This window comes from Nonomuraea cypriaca, from assembly GCF_015645445.1.
GTDB classification, from domain to species: domain Bacteria; phylum Actinomycetota; class Actinomycetes; order Streptosporangiales; family Streptosporangiaceae; genus Nonomuraea; species Nonomuraea cypriaca.
On the sequence record NZ_JADOGI010000037.1, the window covers coordinates 37,388 to 63,082 of the forward strand.

The 25,695-nt window shown below is 70.3% G+C and carries 24 protein-coding genes; 16 read left to right on the forward strand and 8 right to left on the reverse strand.

Annotation, left to right across the window (positions count from 1 at the left end; all coding sequences use genetic code 11):
* The first annotated feature begins 92 nt into the window (after window positions 1-92).
* Both ITP53_RS15000 and ITP53_RS15005 read left to right on the forward strand, forming a co-directional pair.
* Window positions 93-575, forward strand: coding sequence for a cation:proton antiporter regulatory subunit (locus ITP53_RS15000; protein WP_195895990.1), 483 nt, complete (start codon window positions 93-95; stop codon window positions 573-575).
* A 25-nt stretch (window positions 576-600) separates the two neighbouring features.
* Window positions 601-1,743, forward strand: a complete 1,143-nt coding sequence (locus ITP53_RS15005) for a cation:proton antiporter (RefSeq protein WP_456238100.1) — start codon at window positions 601-603, stop codon at window positions 1,741-1,743.
* Window positions 1,744-1,808: 65 nt separating this feature from the next.
* Here ITP53_RS15005 and ITP53_RS15010 read toward each other — a convergent pair whose 3' ends face one another.
* Window positions 1,809-2,357, reverse strand: a complete 549-nt coding sequence (locus ITP53_RS15010) for a response regulator transcription factor (protein WP_328814554.1) — start codon at window positions 2,355-2,357, stop codon at window positions 1,809-1,811.
* 197 nt (window positions 2,358-2,554) lie between these two features.
* On the opposite strand from ITP53_RS15010, the gene ITP53_RS15015 reads away from it, so the two are divergent.
* Window positions 2,555-4,600 carry an OmpL47-type beta-barrel domain-containing protein gene (locus tag ITP53_RS15015; RefSeq protein WP_195895992.1) on the forward strand — a complete coding sequence of 682 codons (2,046 nt, stop codon included), beginning with the start codon at window positions 2,555-2,557 and terminating at the stop codon, window positions 4,598-4,600.
* A 17-nt stretch (window positions 4,601-4,617) separates the two neighbouring features.
* On the opposite strand, the gene ITP53_RS60250 is transcribed toward ITP53_RS15015, so the two are convergent.
* The gene (locus tag ITP53_RS60250; RefSeq protein WP_195895993.1) at window positions 4,618-5,802 is read right to left on the reverse strand and encodes a PucR family transcriptional regulator; all 1,185 of its coding nucleotides are present in this window, start codon (window positions 5,800-5,802) and stop codon (window positions 4,618-4,620) included.
* Window positions 5,803-6,030: 228 nt separating this feature from the next.
* Between ITP53_RS60250 and ITP53_RS15025 the strand changes: the two genes are divergently transcribed.
* Window positions 6,031-8,343: a metallopeptidase domain-containing protein gene (locus ITP53_RS15025; protein WP_195895994.1), complete on the forward strand. Its 2,313-nt coding sequence runs from the start codon at window positions 6,031-6,033 to the stop codon at window positions 8,341-8,343.
* Window positions 8,344-8,393: 50 nt separating this feature from the next.
* On the opposite strand, the gene ITP53_RS15030 is transcribed toward ITP53_RS15025, so the two are convergent.
* Together ITP53_RS15030 and ITP53_RS15035 are read right to left on the reverse strand one after the other, a co-directional pair.
* On the reverse strand, window positions 8,394-9,551 hold the full coding sequence (locus ITP53_RS15030; protein WP_207755985.1) for a cytochrome P450: 1,158 nt from the start codon (window positions 9,549-9,551) through the stop codon (window positions 8,394-8,396).
* Between the two features lie 37 nt (window positions 9,552-9,588).
* On the reverse strand, window positions 9,589-10,269 hold the full coding sequence (locus ITP53_RS15035; RefSeq protein ID WP_195895996.1) for a TetR/AcrR family transcriptional regulator: 681 nt from the start codon (window positions 10,267-10,269) through the stop codon (window positions 9,589-9,591).
* A gap of 178 nt (window positions 10,270-10,447) precedes the next feature.
* Between ITP53_RS15035 and ITP53_RS15040 the strand changes: the two genes are divergently transcribed.
* Window positions 10,448-10,795, forward strand: coding sequence for a hypothetical protein (locus ITP53_RS15040; protein ID WP_195895997.1), 348 nt, complete (start codon window positions 10,448-10,450; stop codon window positions 10,793-10,795).
* Between the two features lie 229 nt (window positions 10,796-11,024).
* Entirely contained in the window at window positions 11,025-12,167 is a 1,143-nt protein-coding gene (locus ITP53_RS15045) for a N(5)-(carboxyethyl)ornithine synthase (RefSeq protein ID WP_195895998.1), read from the forward strand.
* A gap of 36 nt (window positions 12,168-12,203) precedes the next feature.
* Here ITP53_RS15045 and ITP53_RS15050 read toward each other — a convergent pair whose 3' ends face one another.
* Window positions 12,204-13,085 (reverse strand): universal stress protein, encoded by an 882-nt coding sequence (locus tag ITP53_RS15050; RefSeq protein ID WP_195895999.1) that lies wholly within the window; start codon window positions 13,083-13,085, stop codon window positions 12,204-12,206.
* A 343-nt stretch (window positions 13,086-13,428) separates the two neighbouring features.
* Between ITP53_RS15050 and ITP53_RS57405 the strand changes: the two genes are divergently transcribed.
* The 4 genes from ITP53_RS57405 to ITP53_RS15070 all read left to right on the forward strand — a co-directional run bounded on the left by ITP53_RS57405 (window position 13,429) and on the right by ITP53_RS15070 (window position 16,359).
* Entirely contained in the window at window positions 13,429-13,644 is a 216-nt protein-coding gene (locus tag ITP53_RS57405; protein ID WP_328814543.1) for a UBP-type zinc finger domain-containing protein, read from the forward strand.
* A gap of 19 nt (window positions 13,645-13,663) precedes the next feature.
* Window positions 13,664-14,665, forward strand: a complete 1,002-nt coding sequence (locus tag ITP53_RS15060) for an acyl-CoA desaturase (RefSeq protein WP_195896000.1) — start codon at window positions 13,664-13,666, stop codon at window positions 14,663-14,665.
* Between the two features lie 283 nt (window positions 14,666-14,948).
* On the forward strand, window positions 14,949-15,920 hold the full coding sequence (locus ITP53_RS15065; RefSeq protein ID WP_195896001.1) for a LysR family transcriptional regulator: 972 nt from the start codon (window positions 14,949-14,951) through the stop codon (window positions 15,918-15,920).
* A gap of 217 nt (window positions 15,921-16,137) precedes the next feature.
* On the forward strand, window positions 16,138-16,359 hold the full coding sequence (locus ITP53_RS15070; protein WP_195896002.1) for a hypothetical protein: 222 nt from the start codon (window positions 16,138-16,140) through the stop codon (window positions 16,357-16,359).
* A 373-nt stretch (window positions 16,360-16,732) separates the two neighbouring features.
* On the opposite strand, the gene ITP53_RS15075 is transcribed toward ITP53_RS15070, so the two are convergent.
* Window positions 16,733-18,706, reverse strand: a complete 1,974-nt coding sequence (locus tag ITP53_RS15075; RefSeq protein ID WP_195896003.1) for a M64 family metallopeptidase — start codon at window positions 18,704-18,706, stop codon at window positions 16,733-16,735.
* Window positions 18,707-18,940: 234 nt separating this feature from the next.
* Here ITP53_RS15075 and ITP53_RS15080 point away from each other — a divergent pair, with 234 nt between their 5' ends.
* The 5 genes from ITP53_RS15080 (at window position 18,941) to ITP53_RS15095 (ending at window position 22,441) form a co-directional block, all read left to right on the forward strand.
* Window positions 18,941-19,837 carry a hypothetical protein gene (locus ITP53_RS15080; RefSeq protein WP_207755987.1) on the forward strand — a complete coding sequence of 299 codons (897 nt, stop codon included), beginning with the start codon at window positions 18,941-18,943 and terminating at the stop codon, window positions 19,835-19,837.
* Between the two features lie 112 nt (window positions 19,838-19,949).
* Entirely contained in the window at window positions 19,950-20,435 is a 486-nt protein-coding gene (locus ITP53_RS60255) for a LysR family transcriptional regulator (RefSeq protein WP_207755988.1), read from the forward strand.
* Window positions 20,342-20,839, forward strand: coding sequence for a LysR substrate-binding domain-containing protein (locus tag ITP53_RS56045; RefSeq protein WP_207755989.1), 498 nt, complete (start codon window positions 20,342-20,344; stop codon window positions 20,837-20,839). The genes ITP53_RS60255 and ITP53_RS56045 overlap by 94 nt, the downstream gene beginning before the upstream one ends.
* Before the next feature lie 38 nt (window positions 20,840-20,877).
* Window positions 20,878-21,510: a TetR/AcrR family transcriptional regulator gene (locus ITP53_RS15090; protein ID WP_195896004.1), complete on the forward strand. Its 633-nt coding sequence runs from the start codon at window positions 20,878-20,880 to the stop codon at window positions 21,508-21,510.
* Window positions 21,511-21,568: 58 nt separating this feature from the next.
* Window positions 21,569-22,441: an ABC transporter permease gene (locus tag ITP53_RS15095; RefSeq protein WP_195896005.1), complete on the forward strand. Its 873-nt coding sequence runs from the start codon at window positions 21,569-21,571 to the stop codon at window positions 22,439-22,441.
* Between the two features lie 27 nt (window positions 22,442-22,468).
* Here ITP53_RS15095 and ITP53_RS15100 read toward each other — a convergent pair whose 3' ends face one another.
* A complete protein-coding gene (locus ITP53_RS15100) occupies window positions 22,469-23,050 on the reverse strand; it encodes a helix-turn-helix domain-containing protein (protein WP_195896006.1) in 582 nt (193 codons plus the stop codon).
* A 108-nt stretch (window positions 23,051-23,158) separates the two neighbouring features.
* Between ITP53_RS15100 and ITP53_RS60260 the strand changes: the two genes are divergently transcribed.
* Entirely contained in the window at window positions 23,159-24,745 is a 1,587-nt protein-coding gene (locus ITP53_RS60260; RefSeq protein WP_328814552.1) for an FAD-dependent oxidoreductase, read from the forward strand.
* 34 nt (window positions 24,746-24,779) lie between these two features.
* Here ITP53_RS60260 and manA read toward each other — a convergent pair.
* Window positions 24,780-25,695: mannose-6-phosphate isomerase, class I (manA, locus tag ITP53_RS15110; protein WP_195896007.1), on the reverse strand; the 916-nt coding region annotated here is incomplete at its 5' end.

Here is a 25,695-nt window from a genome sequence, read left to right on the forward strand (position 1 = left end):
TAGGCCCACTTCGGCCAAGTCGGTGGCTATGTCACCTATTGATACGGTATGTCGACCAACTGACGGCCGATCGTGCAGAGGTGAGGTAGACGGTGGAGATCGAGCAGACGGCGTTGCCGGGAATCGGACTGCGGCATGAGTTCACGACGCGGTCTGGACGGCGGGTCGGCATCGTCTCTCACCGCACCGGCCGCCGGGACCTCGTGGTCTACGATCCAGACGACCCGGACCGCGCCTGCGAGACCGTCGTGATGAACGACGAGGAAGCGGACGCGCTGGCCGAACTGCTCGGAGCGCCACGCGTCGTTCAGCGACTCAATGACCTGCATCGCGAGGTCGAAGGGCTGGTCAGCCTGCAGTTGCCGATCGCAGACGGCTCGCCGTACGCGGGCCGGCCGATGGGGGACGCGCGGGTACGGACCCGCACCGGCGCCTCCATCGTGGCAGTGGTACGCGGCGGCCAGGTGGCCGCCAGTCCGGGCCCGGACTTCATCTTCGACGCGGGCGATGTCGTGGTCGTGGTGGGCAGCGCCGACAGCACCAGCGCCGTCGCCGACATCCTGGCCCGAGGGTAGGCCCGGCTTGCACCACACTGCGATTTTGTTTCTGGAGTTCGGCGCGGTCGTGCTCGGACTCGGCATCCTGGGGGCGCTGGCCCTGCGCGTCGGCATCTCGCCGATCCCTCTCTATCTGATCGCCGGACTGGCGTTCGGCACCGGCGGGATCCTGCCGCTGGCCACCAGCGAGGAGTTCACGGCCGTCGGCGCCGAGCTCGGCGTGATCCTGCTGCTGCTCACGCTCGGATTGGAGTACAACGCCGACGAGCTGGTGACCAGCCTGAAGGGCAACGCCCGAGCCGGGATCGTGGATCTGGTGCTCAATGCGGCGCCAGGGGCGATCTGCGCGCTGCTGCTGGGCTGGGGTCCGGTGGCGGCGGTGGCGATGGCCGGCGTCACCTACGCCACCTCCTCCGGCATCACCGCCAAGGTGCTGTCGGATCTGGGGTGGATCGGTAACCGGGAGACACCGGTGGTGTTGTCGCTGCTGGTCTTCGAGGACCTGACGATGGCGATCTACCTGCCGGTGCTGACCGCGATGCTGGCCGGGCTGAGCCTGCTGGGCGGCGCGGTGACGGTGGCGATCGCGCTGGGTACGGTCAGCGTCGTGCTGGTGGTGGCGCTGCGGTACGGCCGGTTCATCGAGGCGTTCGTGAGAAGCCCCAACTCCGAGGTGCTGCTGCTGAAGGTGGTCGGGCTGGCGCTGCTGGTGGCCGGGGTGGCCCAGCAGTTGCAGGTGTCGGCGGCGGTGGGGGCGTTCCTGGTCGGCATCGCCCTGTCGGGCGAGCTGGCCGAGGACGCCCAGGCGTTGCTGGCGCCGTTGCGGGATCTGTTCGCGGCGGTGTTCTTCGTCTTCTTCGGGCTGCAGACCGATCCCACGAAGATCGGCCCGGTGGCCGGGCTGGCGGTGCTGCTGGCCGTGGTCAGCATGATCACGAAGCTGCTCACCGGCGTCTACGCCGCCCGCCGGGCGGGGATCGCCAAGGCGGGGCAGGCCAGGGCCGGGATCGCGCTGATCCCGCGCGGGGAGTTCAACATCGTCATCGCCGGGCTGGCGGTGGCCGCCGGAGCCCATCCGGAGCTGGGCCCGCTGGCGGCCGCCTATGTGCTGATCCTGGCGGCGTTCGGCCCGCTGGCCGCCCGCCTGGTACAGCCGCTGGTCACCGCGATCGCCAAACGAGCCTGAGCCTGCCGGCCAGGCGCTGGTCGGCCGCGCCGGCTGACGCCCCTCGCCACCGCGGCGAGGGGGCGTCAGGGTTCGATCAGGCCGGCGCGAATGGCGTGGCGGGTCAGCTCCAAGCGGTCGCGCCGGCCGAGTTTGCTCAGGATGTTGGCCCGATGCCGTTCGACGGTCTTGACGCTGATCACGAGCATGTCGGCGATCTCCTTGGAGGAGCGGCCTTCCGCGATGAGCTTGACGATCTCCTCCTCGCGGGGCGACAGCAGCGTGTCAGGGACGCGTCGGCCCTGCTGGTGGCGTTGCAGGTAGTCGCGGATGAGGGCGGTGATCGCGCCCGGGTAGAAGAACGGCTCCCCGCGCATGGCCGCCCGGCAGGCCTCGAGCAGGTCCCGGTCGGCCACCGACTTGAGCACATATCCGCAGGCGCCCGCCTTGAGCGATTCGAAGAAGTACTGCTCGTTGTCGTACATCGAGAGCATGAGCAGGCGGATGCCGGGCGCGCACCGGGAGATCTCGCGGGCCGCCTGGATCCCCGTCATCCGCGGCATGGCGATGTCCAGGATGGCCAGATCGATGTCGTACCTCACCGACGACCCGTCCTCACCCGCGCCCGGCCACACGGCCCTCTCCCACGACCGGCCCTGAATGACGACCACGGGCGGCTCCGGCCCCGCGCCCTTCGACAACGGTAGGTCTCCGGCGTCAATTCTTCCGTCAGCTTGGCCAGTGCGCGACGGGCCTGATCGGGATTAGATTCTGCCGACCCCTTCCATCGGCACCGACCCGCCAGCCCCCTCATGCGTGGAACGGATTCGTCATGGCCAAGCGTCCGGCAGTCCTGGCTACCCTCGGAACCTTATTCGCGACCGTCAGTGCGATCGGAGCTCCTCCCGCACAAGCCGCGACACCATCCCCACTCCCGATCACCGTCGTCCTCCCGGCCCAGGTCAATCTCGCCGGGGCGGGATACGTCCCGGTCACGCTGCTGAGCACGGAAGGCGCGGACGCCACCGCGGTGGATCCGGCCACCGTCCGGCTGGGCGGCTCGCCGGTCGCCCGCGGCGACGGCGGATATCTCGCGACCACCGCCGACGCCGATGGCGACGGCCGGGCCGACCTCGTTCTGCACGCCGGCAAGGAGCAGCTGATCCAGGGCGGGCTCGGCCCGGACACCAAGGCGCTGACCGTGACCGGGTCCCTGCACGACGGCCGGGCCTTCGAGGCGTCGGGGGCGGTCACGCCTGAGGTCGCCCTCGAGGTCAAGTTCAGGGAGACACTTGGGGTCCGCGGGACGAATCAGAGCCTGCGCAGCACCCGTGGCGAGAACCTGGATCCCGTCCAGACCGTCCTCGACCGTCATCGCGCCCGTTCGGTCGCGCCGCTGGTGCCGAGCGCCTCGGTGGCCAGGCTGGACGACCAGAGCGCCAAGGCGAGGGCGCGCACCGGCGCGGCGGCCCCCGACATGGCCTCCTGGTACAGCGTCGTGCTGCCCGCCGACGCGGACGTGGACCAGGTGGTCGAGGACCTCCGGTCGCTCCCCGAGGTGGTCTTCGCCTATCCGGCCCCCGACCTCGTCCCGCCGCCCTCGGCGCCGACCCCGGACTTCACCGGGATGCAGGGCTACCAGCGGCCCGCGCCGCAGGGGATCGACGCCGACTTCTCCCACCGGGATCCGCGTACCCGCGGCGCCGGCATCAAGATCGTCGACCTGGAGTACGACTGGAACATGTCCCACGAGGACCTCCCGCTCGACTCCTCCAGCGACCTCGGCGGCTCGGTGTTCCCGCGCTACACGGGCTTCGCGGACGAGCACGGGACGGCGGTCTTCGGCGAGCTGGTCGCCGAGGACAACGAGTACGGCGTGATCGGCAGTGTGCCGGAGGCGACGATGTACGGCATCTCACCGAGCCAGGCGCTCCCCAGCGGGGGCACCCGATGGAGTCCTGGCGCGGCGCTGGCGTACCTCGCCGGCCTCGGCGTGCTCGCGCCCGGAGACGCGGTGCTGCTCGAACAGCAGACGTCCGGCCCCCTCGGCGGCAGCAACTACGCGCCGCTGGAGTGGATCCCGTCGGTCTTCGACGCGATCCAGCTGCTCGACGGCCTCGGGGTCACGGTGGTGGAGACCGGCGGCAACGGCAACCAGAACGTCGACTCCGACATCTACGTCCAGAACGGGATCAAGTGGTTCGACCGGAGCGTCCAGGACTCCGGCGCGATCCTGGTAGGAGCCGGCAGCAGCACCGACCATGAGCGGCTGGACTTCTCCAACCACGGCGCCAGGTTCGACCTGCAGGGCTGGGGACACAACATCGTGACCTCGGGCGGCAACGGCAACCTGCAGGGCGGGACCGATCCGGCGAACCTCAACGTCCGCTACACCAGGACGTTCGGCGGCACGTCCGGTGCCGGGCCGATCGTCACCGGCGCGGTCGTCGCCGTCCAGTCGTACCTGAAGGCCACCGGCCAGGCTCCGTGGAGCGCCGCGAAGCTCGCCGACCTGCTGAAGCGCACGGGCACCCCGCAGGGCTCCGCCACCGCGGCCGCGCACATCGGCCCTCTGCCCAACGTCGCGGCGGCGCTGAAGGCGATCGAGGTGGACCCGCCCACCACCGAGGCGCGGCTGACCCAGCGTCCTCCTCGCGACGGTGACGCGTACGTCAACCCCGTCGTGACGCTCACGGCGGGCGACGGCTGGGGCTCCGGCGTGACCGGGACCCAGTACCGGCTCGACGGCGGGAAGTGGAAGACCTACAGCGAGCCGTTCCGTGTGCTGCGCAAGGGTGAGCACACGCTCGCCTTCCGCTCCGCGGACGCCAACGGAAACCAGGAGAAGATCCGGTCGCTGTCCTTCACGAACCGCTGACGGACGGGCTGGCAGGGCTACACCGGCCCTGCCAGCCGCGCCAGTTTCAGCGCCATGTGCAGGGACAGCCGTTCGTTCCCGTTTCTCAGGTTGGTGCCGGCGAGCTGTTCGACCCGCTGGAGCCGGTAGTAGACCGAGGTGCGGTGCAGATTCATCTGGACCGCGGTGGCGTGCGCGTTGCCCGCCAGGTCGAGATACGTCTCCAGGGTCTCCAGCAGCGGCCGGCTCGCCGGATCCTCGATCAGCTTCTCCAGCCCGGGATGGACGCCGGCGTGGCTCAGCACCTCGCTGGACAGCTGCGACAGCACGCGGTAGATCCCGAGCTGCGACCAGCTCGCCACCGGCCCGGCAGCCGGAAGCTGCACGGCGACCTGGGCGGCCAGCGCCGCCTCGTCGTAGGAGGCGCGGATCTCGGATAAGTCCGCGCGCGGGCGCCCCACGCCGACCACCGCGCCGGCCACCGAGGACAGCCCGCGGATGGTCGTCTGCAGGACGTCGTTCAGATGCTCGGCGACGGCACGCGAGGCGGCGGCGCCGAGCCTGTCATGGACGAGCAGCACACCGTGGTCGTAGCGCACCAGATGCACGGCCTCCCGGGGACCGGTCCACCGGCGGCTCGCGATGAGGGCCTGCTCCAGGGCGATGCGGGCCAGGTCGTCGAGCCGTACGTTCGGCCGCAGGATCAGCCGGGCGACGACCGCCGTCGTGGGGACGTCGTCCCCGGCGAGCAGGCCGCCTTCGAGCAACGTCATCGCGCCGTGCCGCCGGGCGTCCCGCTCGTCGGCGAGCAGCAGCCGGATCGCCTCCGTCTCCCGTTGCGAGGCCAGCTCGCCGGCGAGGTTCTCGCGGTACAGGGCGAGCGCCAGGTCGGTGGTCGTCGTGGACACCGCCGCGATCTCGTCGTCGGTCATCGACTGGTCGGCGTCGATGACCCAGACGAACCCGAGCAGCATGTCACCGTGGCGGATCGGTACGCAGACCCTGGGCAGCATCCGCAGCTCGTCGCAGGCCGGGGTGCGGATCGGGCCCCTGGCCTGCATGATGCCGACCTTCCTGAAGAACGCGATCACCTCCGGCGTGGTCTGCCTGCGCAGGATCGACAGCCGGCGTACCTCGTCCATCGGCTCGAGTTGCTCGCTGTACGCGACCACCCGCTGGCGATGATCCTCGATCACCGCCGGACGGCCGACGCGGCTCGCCACGGATTCCACGATTGATTGCAGCTCCGAGAGCATCAGACCACTTTCGACAGAAGTAGAAACTTTCTCCCGTTATTTGCCGGATTGTGCCTCCATCCAAACGGCGTGTTCGAGGAGTCCCGACAGATGTCGGGGTGGTCGGCGGCGCGGTTTCGGCATCTGCACGGTGACGAGGACGCCCCCGGACCGTAGGGTGCCGCTTCGGCAGGTTCGTTTAGGAAGGTGTTCTTTGTGCTCTTGAACCGCGGCCGCCGCTTATCACGACGATTGCCGACCAAGACCCTGGTGGTGTTCTGCACCCTCGTGCTCGGCCTGTCGCTGAACATGACGCAGGCCGGCCAGGCCACCACCACGGCGTGGGCCCCTCCGGCGCTGAAGCCGATCGACCCGCAGCGCGTGCAGGACCAGCAGGACATGACCTGGCAGGACTACAAGCCGATTCCCGGCGTGAGCTGGGCCACCAACGGCGCGGTCCCGACCGACCGCGCGCTCCGGGTGGCGCTCGTCGCGGTCGACTTCCCCGACCAACCGTTCGTGATCACCAAGCCGAAGCAGTCCGACCCGTTCGGCAACCCGCAGATCGACCCCGTCTCCCGGGACGAGGTCCCGCGGTTCTACGCCGACTTCTTCAACAAGCCGAGCCCGGTGAACCACTACCAGACCATCAACGGGTACTGGATGGAGCAGAGTGGCGGCAAGATAGGCGTCACCTCGGTGACCGCCTTCGGGCCGTACCAGATGCCGAAGAACTCCTCCCAGTACGGCCTCAACGACATCGGCCAGCCCCAGCAGCAGGGCTGCCCCGGGCAGACCACGGTGACGGGCGACCAGGCCGGCGCGACCACCATCGCGGTGGCGTCGACCGAGTTCCTCAAGGTCGGCGACCTCATCACGATCGCCGGAGTCTCCCCGTCGGGGCAGCGGGTCGTCACCGGCATCCCGGACGGCACCCACCTCACCCTCGACGCGACGGTGACGGTCACCGACCAGGCCGGCATCAACAACTGCGCGGGGACCCGCCTGGAGACCGACGCCGACCAGCTCTGGCACGAGGACGCGGACTGCACCCGCAACTGCGGCTACGACGTGGTCCTGCGGATCTACGCCGGCTACGACGAGACCTCGGTGTGGCAGGAGTTCGGCGAGATGATGTTCGACTCGCCGGAGGACGTGCCGCGGGAGATCTGGGGCAACCCGAACCCGGCGCTGCCCAACAGCGTGCAGAGCCGGTACGTCCCCTGGACCTCCTGGCTGGCCGGCTCGCAACTGTGGGGTCAGTCGACGGTCCGGCAGGGCGAGAGCTCGGGCACGATCACGCACGAGCTGAGTCACTTCTTCTTCAGCATCGGCGACAACAACAACAATCCGTACGCGCAGCCCTATCACCGGGTGGGTTCGGGTCCGTGGGACATGATGGACCGGGGCTCGTTCAACGGGCCGGGCGGTCCGCACAACCGCTGGCAGGTGCCCGCGCAACAGGGCGCCTCGATGGGCGCCGAGCAGACGCTGCGCAACAAGATCGGGATGGGCTTCGTCCCCTACTCCTCGGTGTTGCGGCTCAACCGTGACGGGCTCGCCCAGTCCGGGCTCGCGGTCGTGGACGTTATCGCCAGGGCGGTGAACACCGGCCCGCTGCCGAAGGGCACCCGGGCGGGCGTTCAGGTGCTGCTGGACGGAGACGCGCCGGTCGACCGCTCGCCGGCCTGTGACGTCGGCACCGACCCGCTGTGCGACGGCGGCGGCCCCGCCGGTGAGTGGAGCAACTACACGCTTGAGACGGTCCAGCGGATCGGGTACGGCTCCTTCCAGCCGGACAACGGCGTGCTGATCGCCAAGAACAAGCCCTACGAGCCGGGAGGCGACGGCGAGGAGGGCGCGACCTGCGGCTACAACTGCTTCACGTGGGTGGTGGACGCGCATCCCGAGGACATCGGCATGCTCGACTACGAGCGGCCCGACGGCACCAAGGTGATGCGCACGATCGGCGACTACCGGCAGCTCAACGACGCGCTGTTCCATGCAGGAACGAACTCGGGCTCGAAGAACGAGTACGCCGACGCCGCCAACGGCCTGCGCTTCTACATCCTGGACAGGTACCAGGACGCCAAGGGCCTCCTGCACTACGTCATCGGCGTGCAGAACCCGAAGGGCGCCGGACCGCAGCGGCGCGGCGTGGCGCTGGACAAGGGGAGGCCGGGCGGCAAGGCTCCCGCATATGCCACCACCTGCTCGTTCCGGTTGGCCAACACCGGCAGGGACGCGGCCACAGACCCGGCGCTGCACCCGCAGGACGAGCGGGCCCACCTGCGCAACGACATCTACCGGTTGTCGGCCTCGGCCACGGGCGCGGGCTGGTCGGCGCAACTCCCCAACGACCTGGCCACGGCCGCGTTCGGCCAGTCGGCCGACGTCCCGGTCCATGTGACCCGTACGCCGGGCAGCTCCCACGCCGCCACCGTGGAGCTGACCGCGACCTCGGTGAGCGACCCGGGGAAGACGGCCACCTCCACCTGCAAGGTGAAGACCAAGGACACCGGCCACTGAACTGCAACATGCCATCCGGGGGCGGCGCCCCCGGATGGCATCACGTGCGGCTACCAGGCGACCGGCAGCCGGTGGACGCCGTACACGAGCATGTCGGTGCGCATCGTCACCTCCTCGGGCGGGACCGCCAGCCGCAGCCCGGGGAAGCGCCTGAACAGCGCGGTGTACGCCAGTCGCAGCTCGATCCTGGCGAGCTGCTGCCCCAGGCACTGGTGGATGCCGTGACCGAAGGCGAGCTGGCCGGACGCGTGCCGTCCGAGGTCGAGCCGGTCCGGGTCGTCGAACCTGGCCGGATCGCGGTTGGCCGCGGGCAGCGAGACGGTCACCGACTCGCCCGCTCCGATGATCTCGCCCTCCAGTTCGACGTCCTCCAGCGCCACGCGGATCGGGCCGATGTGGGCGATCGACAGGTACCGCAGCAGTTCCTCGACCGCCGCCGCAGGGTCGGCGTGCAGCCTGCCCACCTGGCCGGGGTCGGTCAGCAGGCGGTACGCGCCGAGCGAGATCATGTTCGCGGTCGTCTCGTGACCGGCGATGAGGAGCAGGAGCGAGATGTTGATCAGCTCCTCATCGGTCAGGTCGTCGGCGGCCAGCAGGCCGCTGACGAGGTCGTCCGCCGGCTCTTCGCGCTTGGCGGCCACCAGTTCGCCGAGGAAGGCGTACAGGGAGACGTACGCCTCCATCACCTCGCCGCCCGTCGACTCGTTGCGCATCACGAGCGCCGAGGCCCGCTGGAACCGCTCGCGATCCGCGTACGGCACGCCGAGCAGCTCGCAGATGACCAGCGACGGGATCGGCAACGCGAACTCGGTCACCAGGTCCGCCGGCGGCCCGTGCCGCTCCAGGGCGTCGAGGTGGGCCTCGGTGAGCTTCTCGATCCTCGGCTCGAGCCACCGCATCCGCTGCACCGTGAACCGCCCGGTGAGCAGCCGCCGGTAGCGCGTGTGGTCCGGCGGGTCCATGTGGACGAACATCCCAGGCCGCACCAGGTCCGCTCCCAGATCGCCCTGCCCCGAGAGCACGGGCGCGTGCTTCAGCTCCGTCCGCGAGCTGAACCGGGGGTCGGACAGCACGGCCCGGACCGCCGCGTGGCCGGTGGCGAGCCAGCCGAGGTGCCCATCCGGGTACGCGAGCCTGCTCAAGGGGGGCAGCGCTCCGAGCCCGTCGGGCGGGTCGAAGGGATCGGTGCGGGTCGTGGGCAGTGTCATCACATTCTCCTCCAACGTCATCGAACTTCCTCGAGCGTCATCGAACCTCGAGCACGGAGAGCCAGTCCGCGAGGATCGCGCCGTCCATCAGCCGCAGGGATCCGGCCGGGGCGCCGAGCGCGCGTTCCAGCACGTCGCCGTACGCGGCGAAGGTCCGCGCGATCTCCTCCGCGCCCGCCCCTTCCAGCACCATGAGCCCGGCGGCCTCGGTGAGGTCCTGGATCAGGGTGAGGACCACCAGCCCGGCTCGGTCGGGGTACGGCGTGTCGAAGACGCCCTCCGCCACCCCGCCGCGCACGATGTCGTCGACGAGCGGGACGAACCTCGCGGTGCCCGCCGCCCGCGACTTCTGCCGTACCAAGGCGTTGTCGTCGGAGTACATCACCGGCAGGACCGAGGTCAGGAACTCCTGGTCCTCGACCTTCACCCGGTCGAACGCCGCCAGGAACCGCTGCAGCCTCTCCAGCGCCGGACCCTCGCCCGTGGCCGCCGCCAGTGCCCGCTCCCAGCGCGCCATCATCCGCTCCACCAGCGCTTCGAGCAGCGCCGGCTTGGAGTCGAAGTAGTGGTACAGGGCGCCCTTGGACATGCCGACCCCGGCCAGCACGTCCTGGATGGTCATCTGCTGGTAGCCCTTGGTGCGTATCAGACGATGGGCCTCGCGCAGGATGGTCTCACGCCGGGCGGCGTGCTCCTCCTCGTTGACCGTGCGTGCCACGACTCTCCTAAAAATTAACCGACTGCCGGTTTATTTTAGCCCATCGGCATATGGAGGTGTGGCCGGGGGATGCCGGTAGGATTCGAGAACCCGGGCCATTCAGGCTCCACGCGTTCTTCGGGGCGCCGCCTTCCAGCGGCGCGTGCCGGTCGGCGCACTATTGAGAGCGAGACACAACATGAGTAGTGCTCGCAAGACCGATGACCATGCGGGCGAGGCGCCCGCCCAGCGGAGTGAGATCGACGAGCGGGCCGTGCACACGGCCAAGGCGCAGTGGCTCAAGGACAACCCGGCCGCGATGCCGCAGGTGGGCGCGGGGCGTTGGGCCGTGTACGACCGTGCCGGCCATCTACGCGGCCACCTCGTCGACGACGGCCTGACCCGCGACACCCGCTTCAGGGCGATCGCCGCCGTCAACGAGTGGATGCCCCCCGGCTCGCCGGGCGGCTCCGGCATCACCCTGCACGATGCCGGAGCGCACCTCCTGGACGCCGCTGAGGGCGGCGATCCCGGTGAGGAGACCTGACAGCTGGTTCCCGCACGCGACGGCTACGTGCCCGTCGTCGTGTACTCCGCGGCGGCCTGCTCCACGATGACGCCGTGTGACTCCCGTACGGGGCGAGCGACACCCGCGTCGCATCCGCCGAATGACTGGGCGCTTCGCTCCCAGGTGAGACCTCCTATACGTGAGCACGTGATGGAACATCGCCTGATGTTCCTGGTGCCACGCAGGGAGGCGATAGAGGGAGCCCCACATGGATCAGCTCAGTCTCGGAGTCGTGTCACAGTCTCGCAAGGAGAACGAGCACCGGCTGGCGATCCATCCGCTGCACCTTGAGCGGATCGAGGCCGATCTCCGGGACCGTATCTACCTCGAACACGGCTATGGCCGGCGATTCGGCATCTCCGACGAGCAGCTGGCACCGTACGTCGCGGGCTTCGTTTCGCGGGAGCGGATGGTGGCGGAGTGCGACGTCATCCTGCTCCCCAAGCCGCTGGCCCAGGACCTCAAGGAACTGCGCGAGGGACAGATCCTGTGGGGGTGGCCGCACTGCGTCCAGGATGAGGAGGTGACGCAGCTGGCGATCGACCGGCGGCTCACCCTGATCGCTTTCGAAGCGATGAACCACTGGAACAGCGACGGCACGTTCAACCTGCACGTCCTGCACAAGAACAACGAACTGGCGGGCTACTGCTCGGTTCTGCACGCCATGGCGCTCACCGGGACCACGGGAGACTACGGCCGGCGGCTACGCGCGGTCGTCATCTGTTTCGGGGCGACCGGGCGGGGCGCGGTCACGGCTCTCAGCGCGCACGGCGTGAACGACATCGATCTGCTCACCTTCCGCGACGTCACCGCGGTCGCCTCGCCGATCCACTCGGCGCGCATCGTACGTTTCGAGCACGAAGCCGACGACCCCAACCGCAGTTACGCGCTCACCGACGACGGCCGGGTGCCGCTGGCGTCCTTCATCGCCGACCACGACATCGTCGTCAACTGCGTGCTGCAGAACACCGACAGCCCGCTGATGTTCGTCACCGAGGACGATCTGGCCGCCTTCGCGCCTGGCACGCTGATCATCGACGTGTCCTGCGATGAGGGGATGGGTTTCAGCTGGGCGCGGCCCACGTCGTTCACCGAGCCGATGCTCAAGGTGGGCGACAACATCGACTACTACGGCGTCGACCACAGCCCGTCATACCTGTGGAACTCGGCCACCTGGGAGATCAGCGAGGCCCTGCTGCCGCACCTGCGCACGGTGCTCAGCGGACCCAAGACGTGGGACGAGGGTGACACCGTCCGGCGGGCCATCGAGATCCGCGACGGCGTCATCCAGAACCCCGCCATCCTCTCCTTCCAGCACCGTTCGCCCAGCTACCCACATCCGAAGAAGTAGGGCTCCCGGGACACCTGGAACGGTGGCCGCGCGAGTTCAGCTCGGTGCCGGGATCACGGCCACCGGACACTGGGCTTCGGTGAGCGCGGCCCGAGCGACCGCTCCCAGCAGGGCGCCTGTCCTCGGGCTGAGCCCGCGGCCGCCCAGGACGAGCAACGTCGCACCCTTTGCGGATTCGACGACCGCCCTCGGGGGTCGTTCGGCCACGAATTCGGTCGTCACCGGCACGTCCGGGTGCTGACCGGTCAGCCGTGACACCACGTCCTGGAATCGGGCCTCGGCCTCCTCACGCATCGTCGTGGCGTCCATGAAGGGAGGCCGATCAGGTTCTGGCAGAGCTCCCGGATCCCACCAGCCGCAGACGGCCGTCACCGTCCCGCCGCGCAACATCGCCTCCTTCATGGCGAAGGCGAACGCGGCCTGGCTCGCGAGAGAGCCGTCGACACCGACCACCATCCGGGCGCCGTCCGCACCCATGGGCGGGGCCGCGGGCCGTACGACGATGACCGGCCTCGCACTGTGCGCGGGGACCTGCACGGCCGCCGACCCCACCCCCAGGTCCTCGAACCCGCCCATTCCCCGGGAGCCCAGCACCGCCATCTCGGCTTCGCGCGCGGCCTCCAGCAGGACCGCCGAGGCCGGGCCCCTGGCCAGCAGCGGCCGGACGGTCACATCGGCGGCCAGATCGCGTGCCTTGCGGACGCCGTCGCGCACGACGGCGGTGGCGATGCGCTCGACCTCCGCCAGGAGCTGGTCGCTGGTGGGGCGGAAGTGGTACGGCCACTGCCAGGCGTGGCAGACCAGCACGGGCAGCTCACGCAGCCGCGCCTCTTCGACCGCCCAGCGCAGCGCCTGTTCGCTGCCAGATGATTCGTCGTAGCCGACCACGATGGGCCGCCCACTGTCACGATCGCTCACTACCGCCTCCAGAAGAGGGACTCTCTGCCTTGAAGGCCAACTGCCCCATGCTGGCGCGAGACTCTTCGAGCACGAGAGTCTTGGCATTTTGCAGGAGCCGAGAACACCTTTCGCCGACGGTGACGACGCCTGCTATCGCGCTTGGTGATGGGGCTAGCTGGGATTGGACGTTTCCGCCGAGCCGCCGAGCACATTGACTGGTGGGACAGCCGGCGCATCGTGCGCCGCTGTCACCGTGAGGCGGTTGGCGATGTCCCTGGACGCGGAGGCAACGAAGGTAGCAGCGGGGGCCGGCCTGAACGGTCAGGCACCGCGATGCGATCACATCGACCTGCTTTCTGCCGTGGAACCCGGGAAACGCGAATGCCAGGAGTGCCTGGCCGCCGGCCGGGCGTGGGCGCGGTTGCTGGTGTGCCTGAGCTGCGGCTGGGTGGCCTGTTCCGATGCGGAGGGCGGCCATGCCAGGGCGCACTACTGGGAGACCGACCATCCGGTGGTCGCGTCCATGGAGCCCGGGTCGACCTGGCGCTGGTGCTACGTGCACCGGCGAACTGTATGAGCGAGCCGAAAGAGATTTCATGACTATTTCCGAACAACCGGTGAAACGCCGTCAGGACTACGACGGCACCTCACCGTTCCCCGGAGCAGAAGAGCACGCTCCGGCTCGCCGCGCCCAGGTGGCCCTGACGGCTGCGATAGTGATCCTGCCGTTCGTAGCCCTCGGTGCGATGATCGTCCTGGCATGGGGGCAGGGAGTCGCGCTCGCCGATCTGCTCTTGGCCACGGCCTTCTATGTGGTGACCGGTCTCGGCGTGACGGTCGGGTTCCACCGGCTGCTGACTCACGGGTCCTTCACCGCGCGGCCATGGCTGCGTGTGGCCCTGGCGATCGCCGGGTCGATGGGCTTCCAGGGCAACGTGATCGACTGGGTGGCGGTGCACCGCCGCCATCATGCCTTCACCGACGAGCCGGGCGATCCGCACTCTCCCTATCGGTACGGCACCGGCCTGCGCGGGCAGCTTCGGGGGCTTGCCCACGCCCACCTGGGCTGGCTGTTCACCGACGATCAAACCCCCGCCGAGCGCTATGCCCCGGACCTGCTGGCCGATCCGGCCATGACCCGCGTGATGCGCGCCTTCCCCGCACTGTGCGCGCTGTCGCTGGCGCTGCCGTTCCTGGCCGGGTGGGCGATCACCGGCACCCTTTACGGCGGTCTGACCGCCTTCCTGTGGGCCGGGTTGATCCGTGTCGCGCTGCTCCAGCACGTCACCTGGAGCGTCAACTCCCTGTGTCACGTCATCGGCAGCAGGCCCTTCAAGACCCGCCGCCACGACCGGGCGACGAACCTGTGGCCGCTGGCGCTGCTGTCCTTCGGCGAAAGCTGGCACAACGGCCATCACAGTGATCCCACCTGCGCTCGTCACGGACTCGATCGCGGCCAGATCGACCCGTCCGGCGGCATGATCCGCCTGTTCGAACGGCTGGGCTGGGCGAGCGACGTACGCTGGCCCGACGCCGACCGCGTCCAACGCCGCCGCACCGTCCCCCTGTCACGATCCCGCGCCCCAGCCGGAGACTGACCGATGCCCTCATCCCATCGCCGTCAGGTCCTGCTGCGCGGCGAGCCGCCTGTTTCCGTCGCGCGCACGCCGTGGCGGGCGGCGGCGCCGGCGTCCGGGACGGATCGCGGCATCGCCGGTACGCCCGGCCCACTGCCACTGATCTCGCAGCCCGACAGCCCGCCCTCTCGCCATGGCCGACCCCGGCCGGCCCCTGCCGCCCACCGCGCCGCCCTCCACGAGGCACCTAGAGTGGTGGACGACGGTTCGGATCGGCGCCGCCCGGTTGAGGAGGTGGGCGGGCATGGAGTTACGTCAGCTGCGCTACTTCGTGACGCTGGCCGAAGAGTTGCACTTCGGCCGGGCGGCGGCCCGCGAGCACATCGTGCAGTCCGCGCTGAGCCAGCAGATCCAGCGGCTGGAGCGCGAGCTGGGGGTGCGGCTGCTGGATCGCAGTACCCACCACGTCGATCTGACCGCGGCGGGCGCCGCTTTCCTCATCGAGGCGCGCCAGATCCTCGACCACGTGGGACGGGCCGCGCAGGCCGCGCGCAACGCCGTCACCTCAGCGCCCACGCTCCGTGTCGGCATCATCGACGCCGGCTACGACACCATGCCGCAGATCCTGCGCGAGCTCCATCGCAGCCATCCGGACATCACGATCCATCAGGTCGAAGCGGGCACCCCCGAGCAGTATCGGCAGCTGGCCGACGGGCGCCTGGACATCGCCATCGGGCACGCCTCCCGGACCCCGGTCGAGGTGACCTCCAAGCTCATCAGACTCGATCCGCTCGGCGTGCTGGTGCCCGACGACCACCGCTTCGCCGACCTCGTCGGCGTACCCGTCGCCGCCCTCGCCGACGAAATCCTGCTGCTCGGCGAAGAGGCACAGACACCGGAACTCAACCAGTTCGTCATCGCGCTGTGCCGCTCGGCCGGATTCACGCCCACCATCTACGAGGGAACCGTCGAGAGCACCCACGCCGCCGCCGGCCTCGTACTGCAGCGCCGCTGTGTGCACTGCATCCCCTCCTCCTTCCGCACCTCCAACCCCGCTGGCACCACCTGGCTGCCCATTACCGAGCCCACCACGCACTACCCATGGTCACTGCTGTGGCACGACGCCAACCCCTCAACCCACATCGCCACCGTCATCAACAGCGCCGGACAAGTCGCCCAGCGGCTCGGCTGGCTGGAACCCGTCGCCCGCCCCGCTGAGCCACCACCCGGCGAAGACGCTCCGACGGCCGCCAGCCCCAGTGACGAGCCTGACTGAATCCGCCGGGACTGAGCTGTGATGCGTCCAACATGCGAGAATGGAGGGGAGATGTCTATCCCCTCCGGTTCAGCCCGCTGCTTTTCGCGCGAGGGAGGCGCCGACATCGTGCCGTACGTGCTGCCTATTCACGTTCCGGAGGAGAAGTGTGACATGACTACGGCCGAATGGCCGCGAAATTCGCGCGGAGGACCAGATGGAAATTGTGGATATATGGATGGACGTGCTGTCCAGCGTGGAAGGCGGCCAGCAGCGGGTCACGGTTCACCTGTACGGCGGCCAGTCCCTGAAGGGAGTCGTCGTCGAGTTGGACCGTGCCCGCAAGAGCGTCGTGCTCGATGAGTTCGCGCAGGGTTCCGCTGTGACGAGACACGAATCGCCTGTGCACACGATTCTGCTGTCGGCGGTTCAAGCTGTCACGGTTCACAAGCAGGAGTAACGAGTTATGAACGGTGGTGATTGTGGGATTGAAGGCTCTCGGCTACGGACGCGCCGGGGGCCTTTTCCTTGAACACGCCGTCGAGATTCAGGCGCATCACCGTCGACGGGCTTTCAGGCGGGCGCCTGACCGCTGATCATCGGCGCCGGGACCGGAACCTGTCCAGGAAACGCCGGACCCTCTGCTGCGTGTGCGGGTCTCGGGCCATCCGCTTCGCCTTCTCGATGTTCTCTTTGCCTTTGGGGCTGTGCAGGTACGCGCGTACCCGATCTATGAGTGTGGCCATGGCCATGCCCCTACCCGGTCCGGCCCGCGTGAAGCGGCGAGCACACCGCGAAACGCCGGTGTGCTCGCCGATGAGGGCGAACGGGTGTCAGTCGGCGACGATCGCGCCAGGAGGCAGCGGTGTCGCGCCGTTGGTGTCGGTGACCGTCACCGTGAACTTCTTCGGCGCGCTGATGTTGCCGGCGGCGTCGATGGCCCGGTACTCGATCTCGTGGCGGCCGTAGCCTGGCTCGAAGTCCGGGTACGACTGTTCGAACGGCGCCTTGGTCAGACCGCCGGTGCCGAGGCTGCCGTACGCGATCTCCTTGATGACCGTGCCTGACGGGGTGAACCGGTACGGCGTGCCCTCGGGCGCGTCCGGCCAGCCGTGATAGTTGAACCAGCCGTCGCCGTCGAGCCGGAACTCGATGACGACGTAGCCCTCCTGGTCGTCGGTCGCCTCCAGCCCCATCTCGAACCACTCGGGGAACACGTAGTGCGGCGGGCGGGCACGGGTGCCTGCGGTCGCCGAGGCGGGCTCGGACAGCTCGAAGGTCGCCTCGGGCACGACGTTGTCGACGGTCCAGGTGAGCGTGCCGGCCGGGGCGCCGGGCGCCTCGGGGTCGGACACCGTCGCCTTGAGTTCGTAGGTGCGGGGTGCCAGGCGGAGCTTGCCGAGGTCGAGGTTGCGGCTGTTGTGCGGGTTCGGCAGCGCCTTGCCGTCGAGGGTCCAGGTGACGTCCAGAACGCGGTCGCGCGGGTGGGTGGTCTCGACGTAGACGACGTCCTGACCGCCGACGGGGTGGGTGGTCGCCGTCGACGACGTGAACTCGACCGCGGACGAGGTGGACGGCGCCGGCGACGTGGATTCGGAGATCGTCCACTCGCGGGTCTGGGTGAGCGCGCCGCCGTCGGCCACGGCTGGGTCGCGCACGTCCTCGGTGTCGTCGGACACCGTGACGGTGACGGTGTCGCCGGCCCGCACGCCGTGCGCCTCGAGGTCGAGGTTCCGGCTGTTCCCGGTCTTCTTGACGGTCTTGCCGTTGACCGCCCAGGTGACGGTGAGCTCGTGGTACAGCGGGTGCATCGTCTCGACCCAGAGCACGTCCTCCGGATACACCGGCTCGTCGGTGGGCGTGGAGTGCAGGGCCAGCTGCGCGACGTCGCGCCGGCCGGAGATCCGCTCGATCATCCGCTCGCGGCCGACCTGGTCGAAGTGGAAGCCGATCCAGCGCATGATCGAGTGCTCGCTCGGCCGCCACACGTTGGACGAGCGGGTCAGGCCGCTCTCGTACCGGTCGATGGCGCCGCCGGACAGGCTCTCCTCGCCCAGCCAGCGGTACCACTTGCTCTGCTGCTTCCGCATCTCCTTCGTGGTCAGCCTGGTGTGGTGGATCGACGTCGGCTCGGTGTCCGGGTGTGCGCCGCCGGGGACGTTGCGGGCGCTGTACGGATATTCGTCCTGGAGGCCGCCCAGCGAGTGGCCCAGCTCGTGCGGGCTGACCAGCGGGCCCTGCGGCGCCTGCCCGGTCGTCGTGGCGTTGCGGCCGCCGATGCCGCCGTACGTGCTGGTGTTGGCGATGCTCAGGGTCTGCCGGTTCTCGGCCGTCACCCCCGGGATCATCGAGACGTACTGCTCCAGCGCCTGCTGGCCGCCGGGGCCGAACGTGACGCCGCGGGCGTTCGGCTCGGCCGGGCAGGTCGACGCGTACTGGAGCTTCAGCGGCGTGTCCCGGCGGACGTTGCCGTCGTCGGGGTCGCAGCTGATGCCGGACACCCCCGACACGACCTCGATCATGTACACGTTGAAGTAGTCGCGGTAGCTGCGGAACGGCTCGATGCTCCACTGCACGTTGAGGTGCTTGTCGACGTCGTCGCGGAACTGCTGCATCTCCTCGGCCGTGTAGCCGTCGCCTAAGATGATCAGGTTCAGCCGGTCCTCCGGCGGGCCGGTCACCTGCAGCGGCACCACCGTCGCCGAACCGACCTCCGCCGACGACGCGACCGCCGGGACTGCTCCCGTCAGCAGCGTGCCCACCAGACCGGCCGCCGCCACGGCGGCCGCGATCTTCCGCTTGGCCATGGTCACCTCACCCTCGCTTGCGGGAGACGGCCAGCCGCGCGGAGTGCGAGCGTCGGCCCCCCGCAGGGACGCTAGCCAGGATGTATCCGGACAGCACCGGGCAGATGACGGATATTCGGGCACCCTTTTCCGTCGTCTGCAGGAACCGAGGCGCTCGATCCTGGCGGCGAGCGTCGCCTGAGTGGGTACGGTCTCCTCAAGCGTGTCGTCTTACTCTCTGTCAGGAGATCCCGCATGACACCCCTTACCAAGCGCTCCCCGTCGCCTACGGTGCCCGGCCCGGCCGAGATGCCGGGGCGGACGGTGTTCCGGCGCGCTGTGACCGGGTTGGTCGTGCTGGGGCTGCTCGGACCGGGTGTCGTGGGCTGCGGCGACGCGAGGCGCCCGGAGGCGGCGGACACTCCGGCGGCGACCGCGACCGGGTCGGCCTCGTCCCCGGCGGCCGGGCCGACCACGGCACCTCCGCCGAGCTCCGCCACCCCCGATCCGGCCGCGACACCCGGGAGCCGGGAGGCGCTGGTCGCCGGGCGTTACCAGCCGCTGTGGCCGTTCGCCACGCAGGCGGAGGCGGCCGCCTGGCAGCGCGCCCACCGCGAGAACGGCGACGACGCGTGGCACCTCGACCCGGGCCGCACCGCGCTGGCCTTCACCCGTGACCACCTCGGCTTCACCGAGATCGACCGGGCGGTCAAGACCGTGCGGGACGGCCGGCACGCGCGGGTGCACGTCGGCTTCCACGGCCAGGAGGGCACACTGGTGGCGGCCGTCGTCCACCTCGTGAGGTACGGCGCGGGCACGGACGCCCCCTGGGAGGTGGTCGGCACGGACGACACGTCGTTCTCGCTGACCAAGCCCGGCTACGGCAAGGCGGTGGCCGGGTCGCCCCTGACCGTGGGCGGGCGCCTCTCGGGCGTCGACGAGAACATCAAGATCCAGGTACGCCGGCCCGGCGCGGCCGCCCCGCTGGGGGAGCGGTGCTGCGTGCCCGGGGGCGGAGAGGACTCCCCGTGGTCGGCCGAGGTCACGTTCGCGGCCCCGGCGGACACGACGCTGACCATCGTGGCCTCCACCGGCGGTCACGTCGCGGACGTGGAGCGCTTCACGGTGACGGGCGTGAACACCGGCTCCTGACGCTCAGGAAGCGTGCCTGCCCACTCGTGAAAGGCTCAGCAAGGCGACTGCCCGGCTCCGGAGACGTGAGCTGGAAGGCTCCCTCGGCGGCAAGTGAGTAGCATCGCCGGTTATGGAACTGCGGCAGCTCGAATACTTCGTGGCCGTCGCCGAGGAGGCCGGTTTCACCAGGGCGGCGGCCCGCCTGCACGTGGCGCAGCCCGGGGTGAGCGCCCAGGTCCGCCAGCTCGAACGGGAGCTCGGCGAGACGCTGTTCGACCGCTCGGGCCGTACGGTACGCCTGACCGCGGTGGGGGAGGCCGTGCTGCCTTACGCGCGGGCCGCGCTGGCGGCGGTGGACGGGATGCGGCAGGTCGTGGACGAGCACACCGGGCTGCTGCGGGGCCACGTCGTGATGGGCGGCGTGGCCGCGCCCACGGTGCTCGACCTGCCCGGCATGCTGGCCGGCTTCCACGAGCGGCACCCGGCCGTGGAGATCTCGCTCAGGAGACCGCCCCCGAGGCGATGGTCGACGGCGTCCAGAGCGGCCGGCTCGACCTCGGCCTCCTCGGGCTCGGCCGGCCGCTGCCGCCCGAGGTGGAGGTGCAGGTGGTCATAGACCAGGCGCTCGTGGCCGCCGTACCCCACGATCACGCGCTGGCCGGTCAGCGGTCGATCATCGTTCCCGAGCTGAAGGGGCGGTCGCTGATCTGCCTGCCCATGGGCACGGGGCTGCGGGCGGCGCTGGAGGAGGCGTGCGCGGGGGCGGGGTTCGCGCCGCGGGTCGCGTTCGAGGCGAGTGAGCCGCACGTGCTGGGCCACCTGGCCGCGCGCGGCCTGGGCACGGCCATCCTGCCCGAGTCGGCCGTCGCCTCGGCCAGGTCAGAGCTGCACGTGCTGGAGCTCACCGGGCCGGGCATCCGCGCCAGGATGGGGCTGGTCTGGCGGGCGTCCGGGGCGGTGAGCCCGGCGGCGCGGGCGTTCATCGCCCACGCCCGCCGTCACCTGCCCGACCTCGGCTAGTTTATGAACCAGGGTTCACTAACCGCCGGGAGACGATCATGGGCAGACCGCGCACGACGAGTGACGAGGCGATCCTGCGGGCCACCGGCCGTGCCATCGCGTGCCACGGTCCTGAGGGCCTCACGCTGGCCGCGGTCGCCCGCGAGGCCGGGCTGTCGCCGGCCACGCTGGTGCAGCGGTTCGGGTCGAAGCGCGGGCTGCTGCTGGCGTACGCGGGCCACGCCGCGGAGACGGTACACCTGCCGTTCGAGCAGGCCCGCGAGCACCACCGGTCACCGCTGGACGGGCTGCGCGCCGCGCTCGTCGCCCTCTCCGCGGGCGTCTCCACACCCGAGGAGCTGGCCGGCAGCCTCGGCTTCCTGCGGCTCGACCTGACCGACCCCGACTTCCGCGCGTACGCGGCCGGCCACGCCCGCCGCACCCGCGACGAGATCGCCGGGCTGCTGACCGAGGCGGTCGCGGCGGGGGAGCTGACGGGTGACGTGGAGGTGCCCAGGCTGGCCCGCGCGGTCCAGGTGACGTACAACGGCACGCTCATCCTGTGGGCGCTGACCGGCGACGGCCCGCTCGCCGCCGCCATGCGCGCCGCGGTGGACGAGGCGCTGCGGCCCTACCTGCCCCGCGACGCTCCGGCGGAAAACCGGACCGGTGCGCCCCTGGGCGGGGGATGATCGGAGTTCGTACGTCCCACCGGTCACCGGGCGGTGACCGCGACGCATCGAGGTGCTCATGAGCCAACCGGAGTCACTGGCGAAGCTCGCCGAGAAGTACGGGCTCCGCCCCGCCATCGGGCGGCCCAGATTGCCGGTCTACCTGCTTCAGCTCTGGGAACGACGGCACTTCATCCTGACCTACGCCACCTCGCGGAACGTCTCGAAATACTCTGGTTCGGCCCTGGGCCAGCTGTGGCAGGTCCTCACACCGCTGCTGAACGCGGCGATCTACTACGTGATGTTCGGCCTCATCCTGGGCGGCAGCAAGAACATCGACAACTATCCGGCGTTCCTGCTGACCGGGATGTTCGTGTTCACGTACACGCAGCGGACCGTCACGGCCGGGGCCAAGTCGATCTCCGGCAACCTGTCGCTGATCCGGGCCCTGCACTTCCCGCGTGCCTCGTTGCCGCTGGCCTACACGATCCAGGAGTTGCAGCAACTGGTCATCTCCATGGGCGTGCTGCTCGTGACCGTGATCCTCACCGGCGAGTCGCCGACCTGGTTCTGGCTCATGATGCCGGTGGTGCTGCTGCTGCAGACGATGTTCAACGTCGGGGCGGGGCTGGTCCTGGGCCGGCTCGGCACCTCGATGCGCGACCTCAACCAGTTGCTGCCCTTCATCATGCGGACCTGGCTGTACGCCTCGGGCGTCTTCTTCGCCATCCACGACAAGGTCGTCAACAGCGCCGGCCTGCCCGAGTGGCTGGCCACCGCCATGTACCTGAACCCGGCCGCGTCCTACATCGAATGGATGCGCGGCATCCTCATCAGCGGCCACACCCCGCCGGGGATGGTGTGGGTGTCGTGCGCGTGCTGGGCGGCGGGCACGCTGGCCGCCGGCTTCTGGTACTTCTGGCGCGCCGAGGACCGGTACGGCCGCGGCTGAGCCGCCGAATCGATGTGGGGAGGTGCCCTATCCGGCGGCGGCCGGTTTGGCGCGGACGTGCATGCGCTCGCCCTGGTAGCCGAACAGGGCGAGGACCTCGGTGGGCTGGGGGGACGGGTTGATGAAGGCGTGCGGCGTACGCGTGTCGAACTCGGCCGCCTCCCCGGCCGTGAGGGTCACGTCGTTCTTCCCGAGCAGCAGGCGCAGCCGGCCCGACAGGACGTACAGCCACTCGTAGCCCTCGTGGACCTGCTGCTCGGGCAGGTATCCCGGCCAGTCGCCCGGATAGATCTGCTTGAACGCCTGTATTCCGCCGGCCCGGCGGCTCAGCGGGATGTACGTCATGCCGTGCCGTTTGACCGGGCGCATGTGCACGCGCGGATCGCCGGTCACGGGCGCGTCGATGAGCTCGTCGAGCTGGACCTGGTGGACGCGGGCCAGCAGCAGGAGCAGCTCCAGGGTGGGCTTGCGCCGGCCGGACTCCAGCCGCGACAGGGTGCTGACCGAGATGCCGGTGCCGGCGGACAGCTGCGTCAGCGTCACGCCGCGCTCCATGCGCAGCGCCCGCAGCCGCGGGCCGACCGCTTGCAGCACGTCGTCGAGTTCCATCCAGCTACTTTGCCATTTCGGCAACGATGTTTGTCAAATTCGCCGCCGATGGCGGACAGTGGCGCCATCGGCTGATCGAGAGGAGATCGGCTGATCGAGAGGAGATCCGTGGTGGACGCGAAGTACGACGTGGTGGTGGTGGGCGGCGGCGCCGCCGGGCTGAGCGGGGCGCTCATACTGGGCAGGGCGCGCAGGAAGGTCCTGGTGATCGATGCGGGGGAGCCGCGCAACGCGCCCGCGTCGGGAGTGCACGGCTTCCTGACGCGTGAGGGGACGCCCCCGCGGGAACTGCTGGCGGCGGGCCGCGAAGAGGTGGCCGGATACGGCGGGGAGATCGTGACGGGCACCGTCGTGACGGCGGAGCGGGCCGGCGAGGGCTTCCGCGTCGTGCTCGGCGACGGGAGAACGGTGGCCGCGGACCGGCTGCTGGTGACCACGGGCCTGGTGGACGAGCTGCCCGACGTGCCAGGGCTGGCCGAGCGGTGGGGGCGCGACGCGCTGCACTGCCCGTACTGCCATGGCTGGGAGGTCCGCGACCAGCCGATCGGCGTCGTGGCCACCAGCCCGCTCGCCGTGCACCAAGCGCAGATGTGGCGGCAGTGGAGCGACGACGTGACCCTCTTCCAGCACACCGCTCCCGAGCCGGACGAGGAGGAGCGTGAGCGGCTCGCCGCCAGGGGCATCGCCGTGGTGACCGGGCGGGTGACGGGTCTGGAGGTGAGCGGCGACGCGCTGAGCGGCGTCCGCCTGGCCGACGGCCGCGTGGTCCCGGTCCGGGCGGTCGTCGTCGGGGGGCGGATGAGCGCCCGTACGGGGGTGCTCGCCGGGCTGGGGCTCGAGCCGGTGGAGCAGGAGATGGGCGGGCACGTGGTCGGCACCCACATCCCGGCCGACGCGTCGGGTGCGACGAGCGTGTCAGGGGTGTGGGTGGCAGGGAACGTCGCCAACGTGCAGGAGCAGGTCATCTCCTCCGCCGCGGCCGGGGTCAAGGCGGCGGCGGCGATCAACGCCGACCTGATCGCCGAGGAGACCCGCCGCGCCGTCGCCGCCCACCGCGCGCACGGCCACGCGCCCGCCGCCTCGGCGGAGGAGCACTGGGACGCCAGGTACGCCGAGAGGTCGCAGGTCTGGAGCGGCAAGCCCAACGCCCCGCTGGTCCGCGAGGTCGCGGGCCTGGAACCCGGCACGGCGCTGGACCTGGGGTGTGGCGAGGGGGCGGACGCCATCTGGCTCGCGGAGCAGGGCTGGCGGGTGACCGCGACCGACGTCTCCGGCGTGGCGCTGGCCCGCGCCGCCGAGCAGGCCAAAACCGCCGGGGTCGCGGACCGCGTCGACTGGCAGCGGCGCGATTTGGCCGCGTCCTTCCCCGAAGGGGAGTTCGACCTGGTCTCGGCCCAGTTCCTGCACTCCTTCGTGGAGATGCCGCGCGAGAAGATCCTGCGCGCCGCCGCCGCGGCCGTCGCCCCCGGCGGGGTGCTGCTCGTGGCGGGCCACGGGGGCTGGGCGTCGTGGGAGGAGAACCCCCACCCCGGCGTGCACTTCCCCACGACGCAGGAGGTCCTCGACTCGCTCGAACTGCCGGAGGGGGAGTGGGAGGTGCTGCGGAGCGAGGAGTACGAGCGGACCCAGAACGGCCCCAGCGGCCGGCCTGGCACCCGCACGGACAACATACTCAAGCTCCGCCGCCTACCCTGACCCGGCCATCGCCCGAGTCAACCAGCTTAGAAATCTACAACGTAAAGGCGCTGGGCTGGGCGTGGTACAGGACGCCCTTACCGGAAACCCGCACCAGCGGAACGGCGGCCGGGACGAACGCCGACTGTCCTGGGCGCAGCGCCGGCCCGTCGCCGAGCAGGGCTTCGCCTTCGAGGCAGAGCACGATCTGCGGCAGGCCGCCGGGCAGGGAGTGCGTGGTGCCGCCGGTGAGTTCGTAGCGGGTGAGGGCGAACTCGGGGGCTGGCGGCCGGTAGCGATGCTCGCCCGGCGTGTCCTGCTCCGGCCGGACGAGGTGCGGGCCGGACGGTGCGAAGTCGACGACGCGCATGAGTTCGGGCACGTCGACGTGCTTGCTGGTGAGCCCGCAGCGCAGCACGTTGTCGGAGTTGGCCATGATCTCGGCGCCGAGCCCGCCGAGGTAGGCGTGGGGAACGCCGGCACCGAGGTAGAGGGCCTGACCGGGCCGCAGGGTGACGTGGTTGAGCAGCAGGGCGGCGGTGACGCCTGGGTCGCCGGGGCAGGCGCGGGCGAGGGCGGCGTACGGGCTGAGGTCGTCGTGGCCGGGCAGGGCCTGCTCGATCTGGGCGCGCAGCGGCCCGGCGGCGTCGTCGAGCATGGCGGCGAAGACGGTGCGCAGGGCCTGGGCGGGGGGTTCGGTCCTGAGGGTGTGGATCCAGGGCCGGAGGCCGGGCAGGCCGAGGCGGTCGAGCAGGCCGGCGGTGGCGGTGGGGGAGCGGAAGCCGCACAGCCCGTGGAACGGGGTGATCGCGCAGACCATCTCGGGTTTATGCGAGGCGTCCTTGTAGGTGCGGGTGGGGTCGTCGAGTGGGATGCCGCGGGCGGTCTCGCCGGCGTAGCCGGCCTGGGCCTGTGCGGTGGTGGGGTGAACCTGGAGTGACAGGGGGCGTTCGATGGCCAGGACCTTGAAC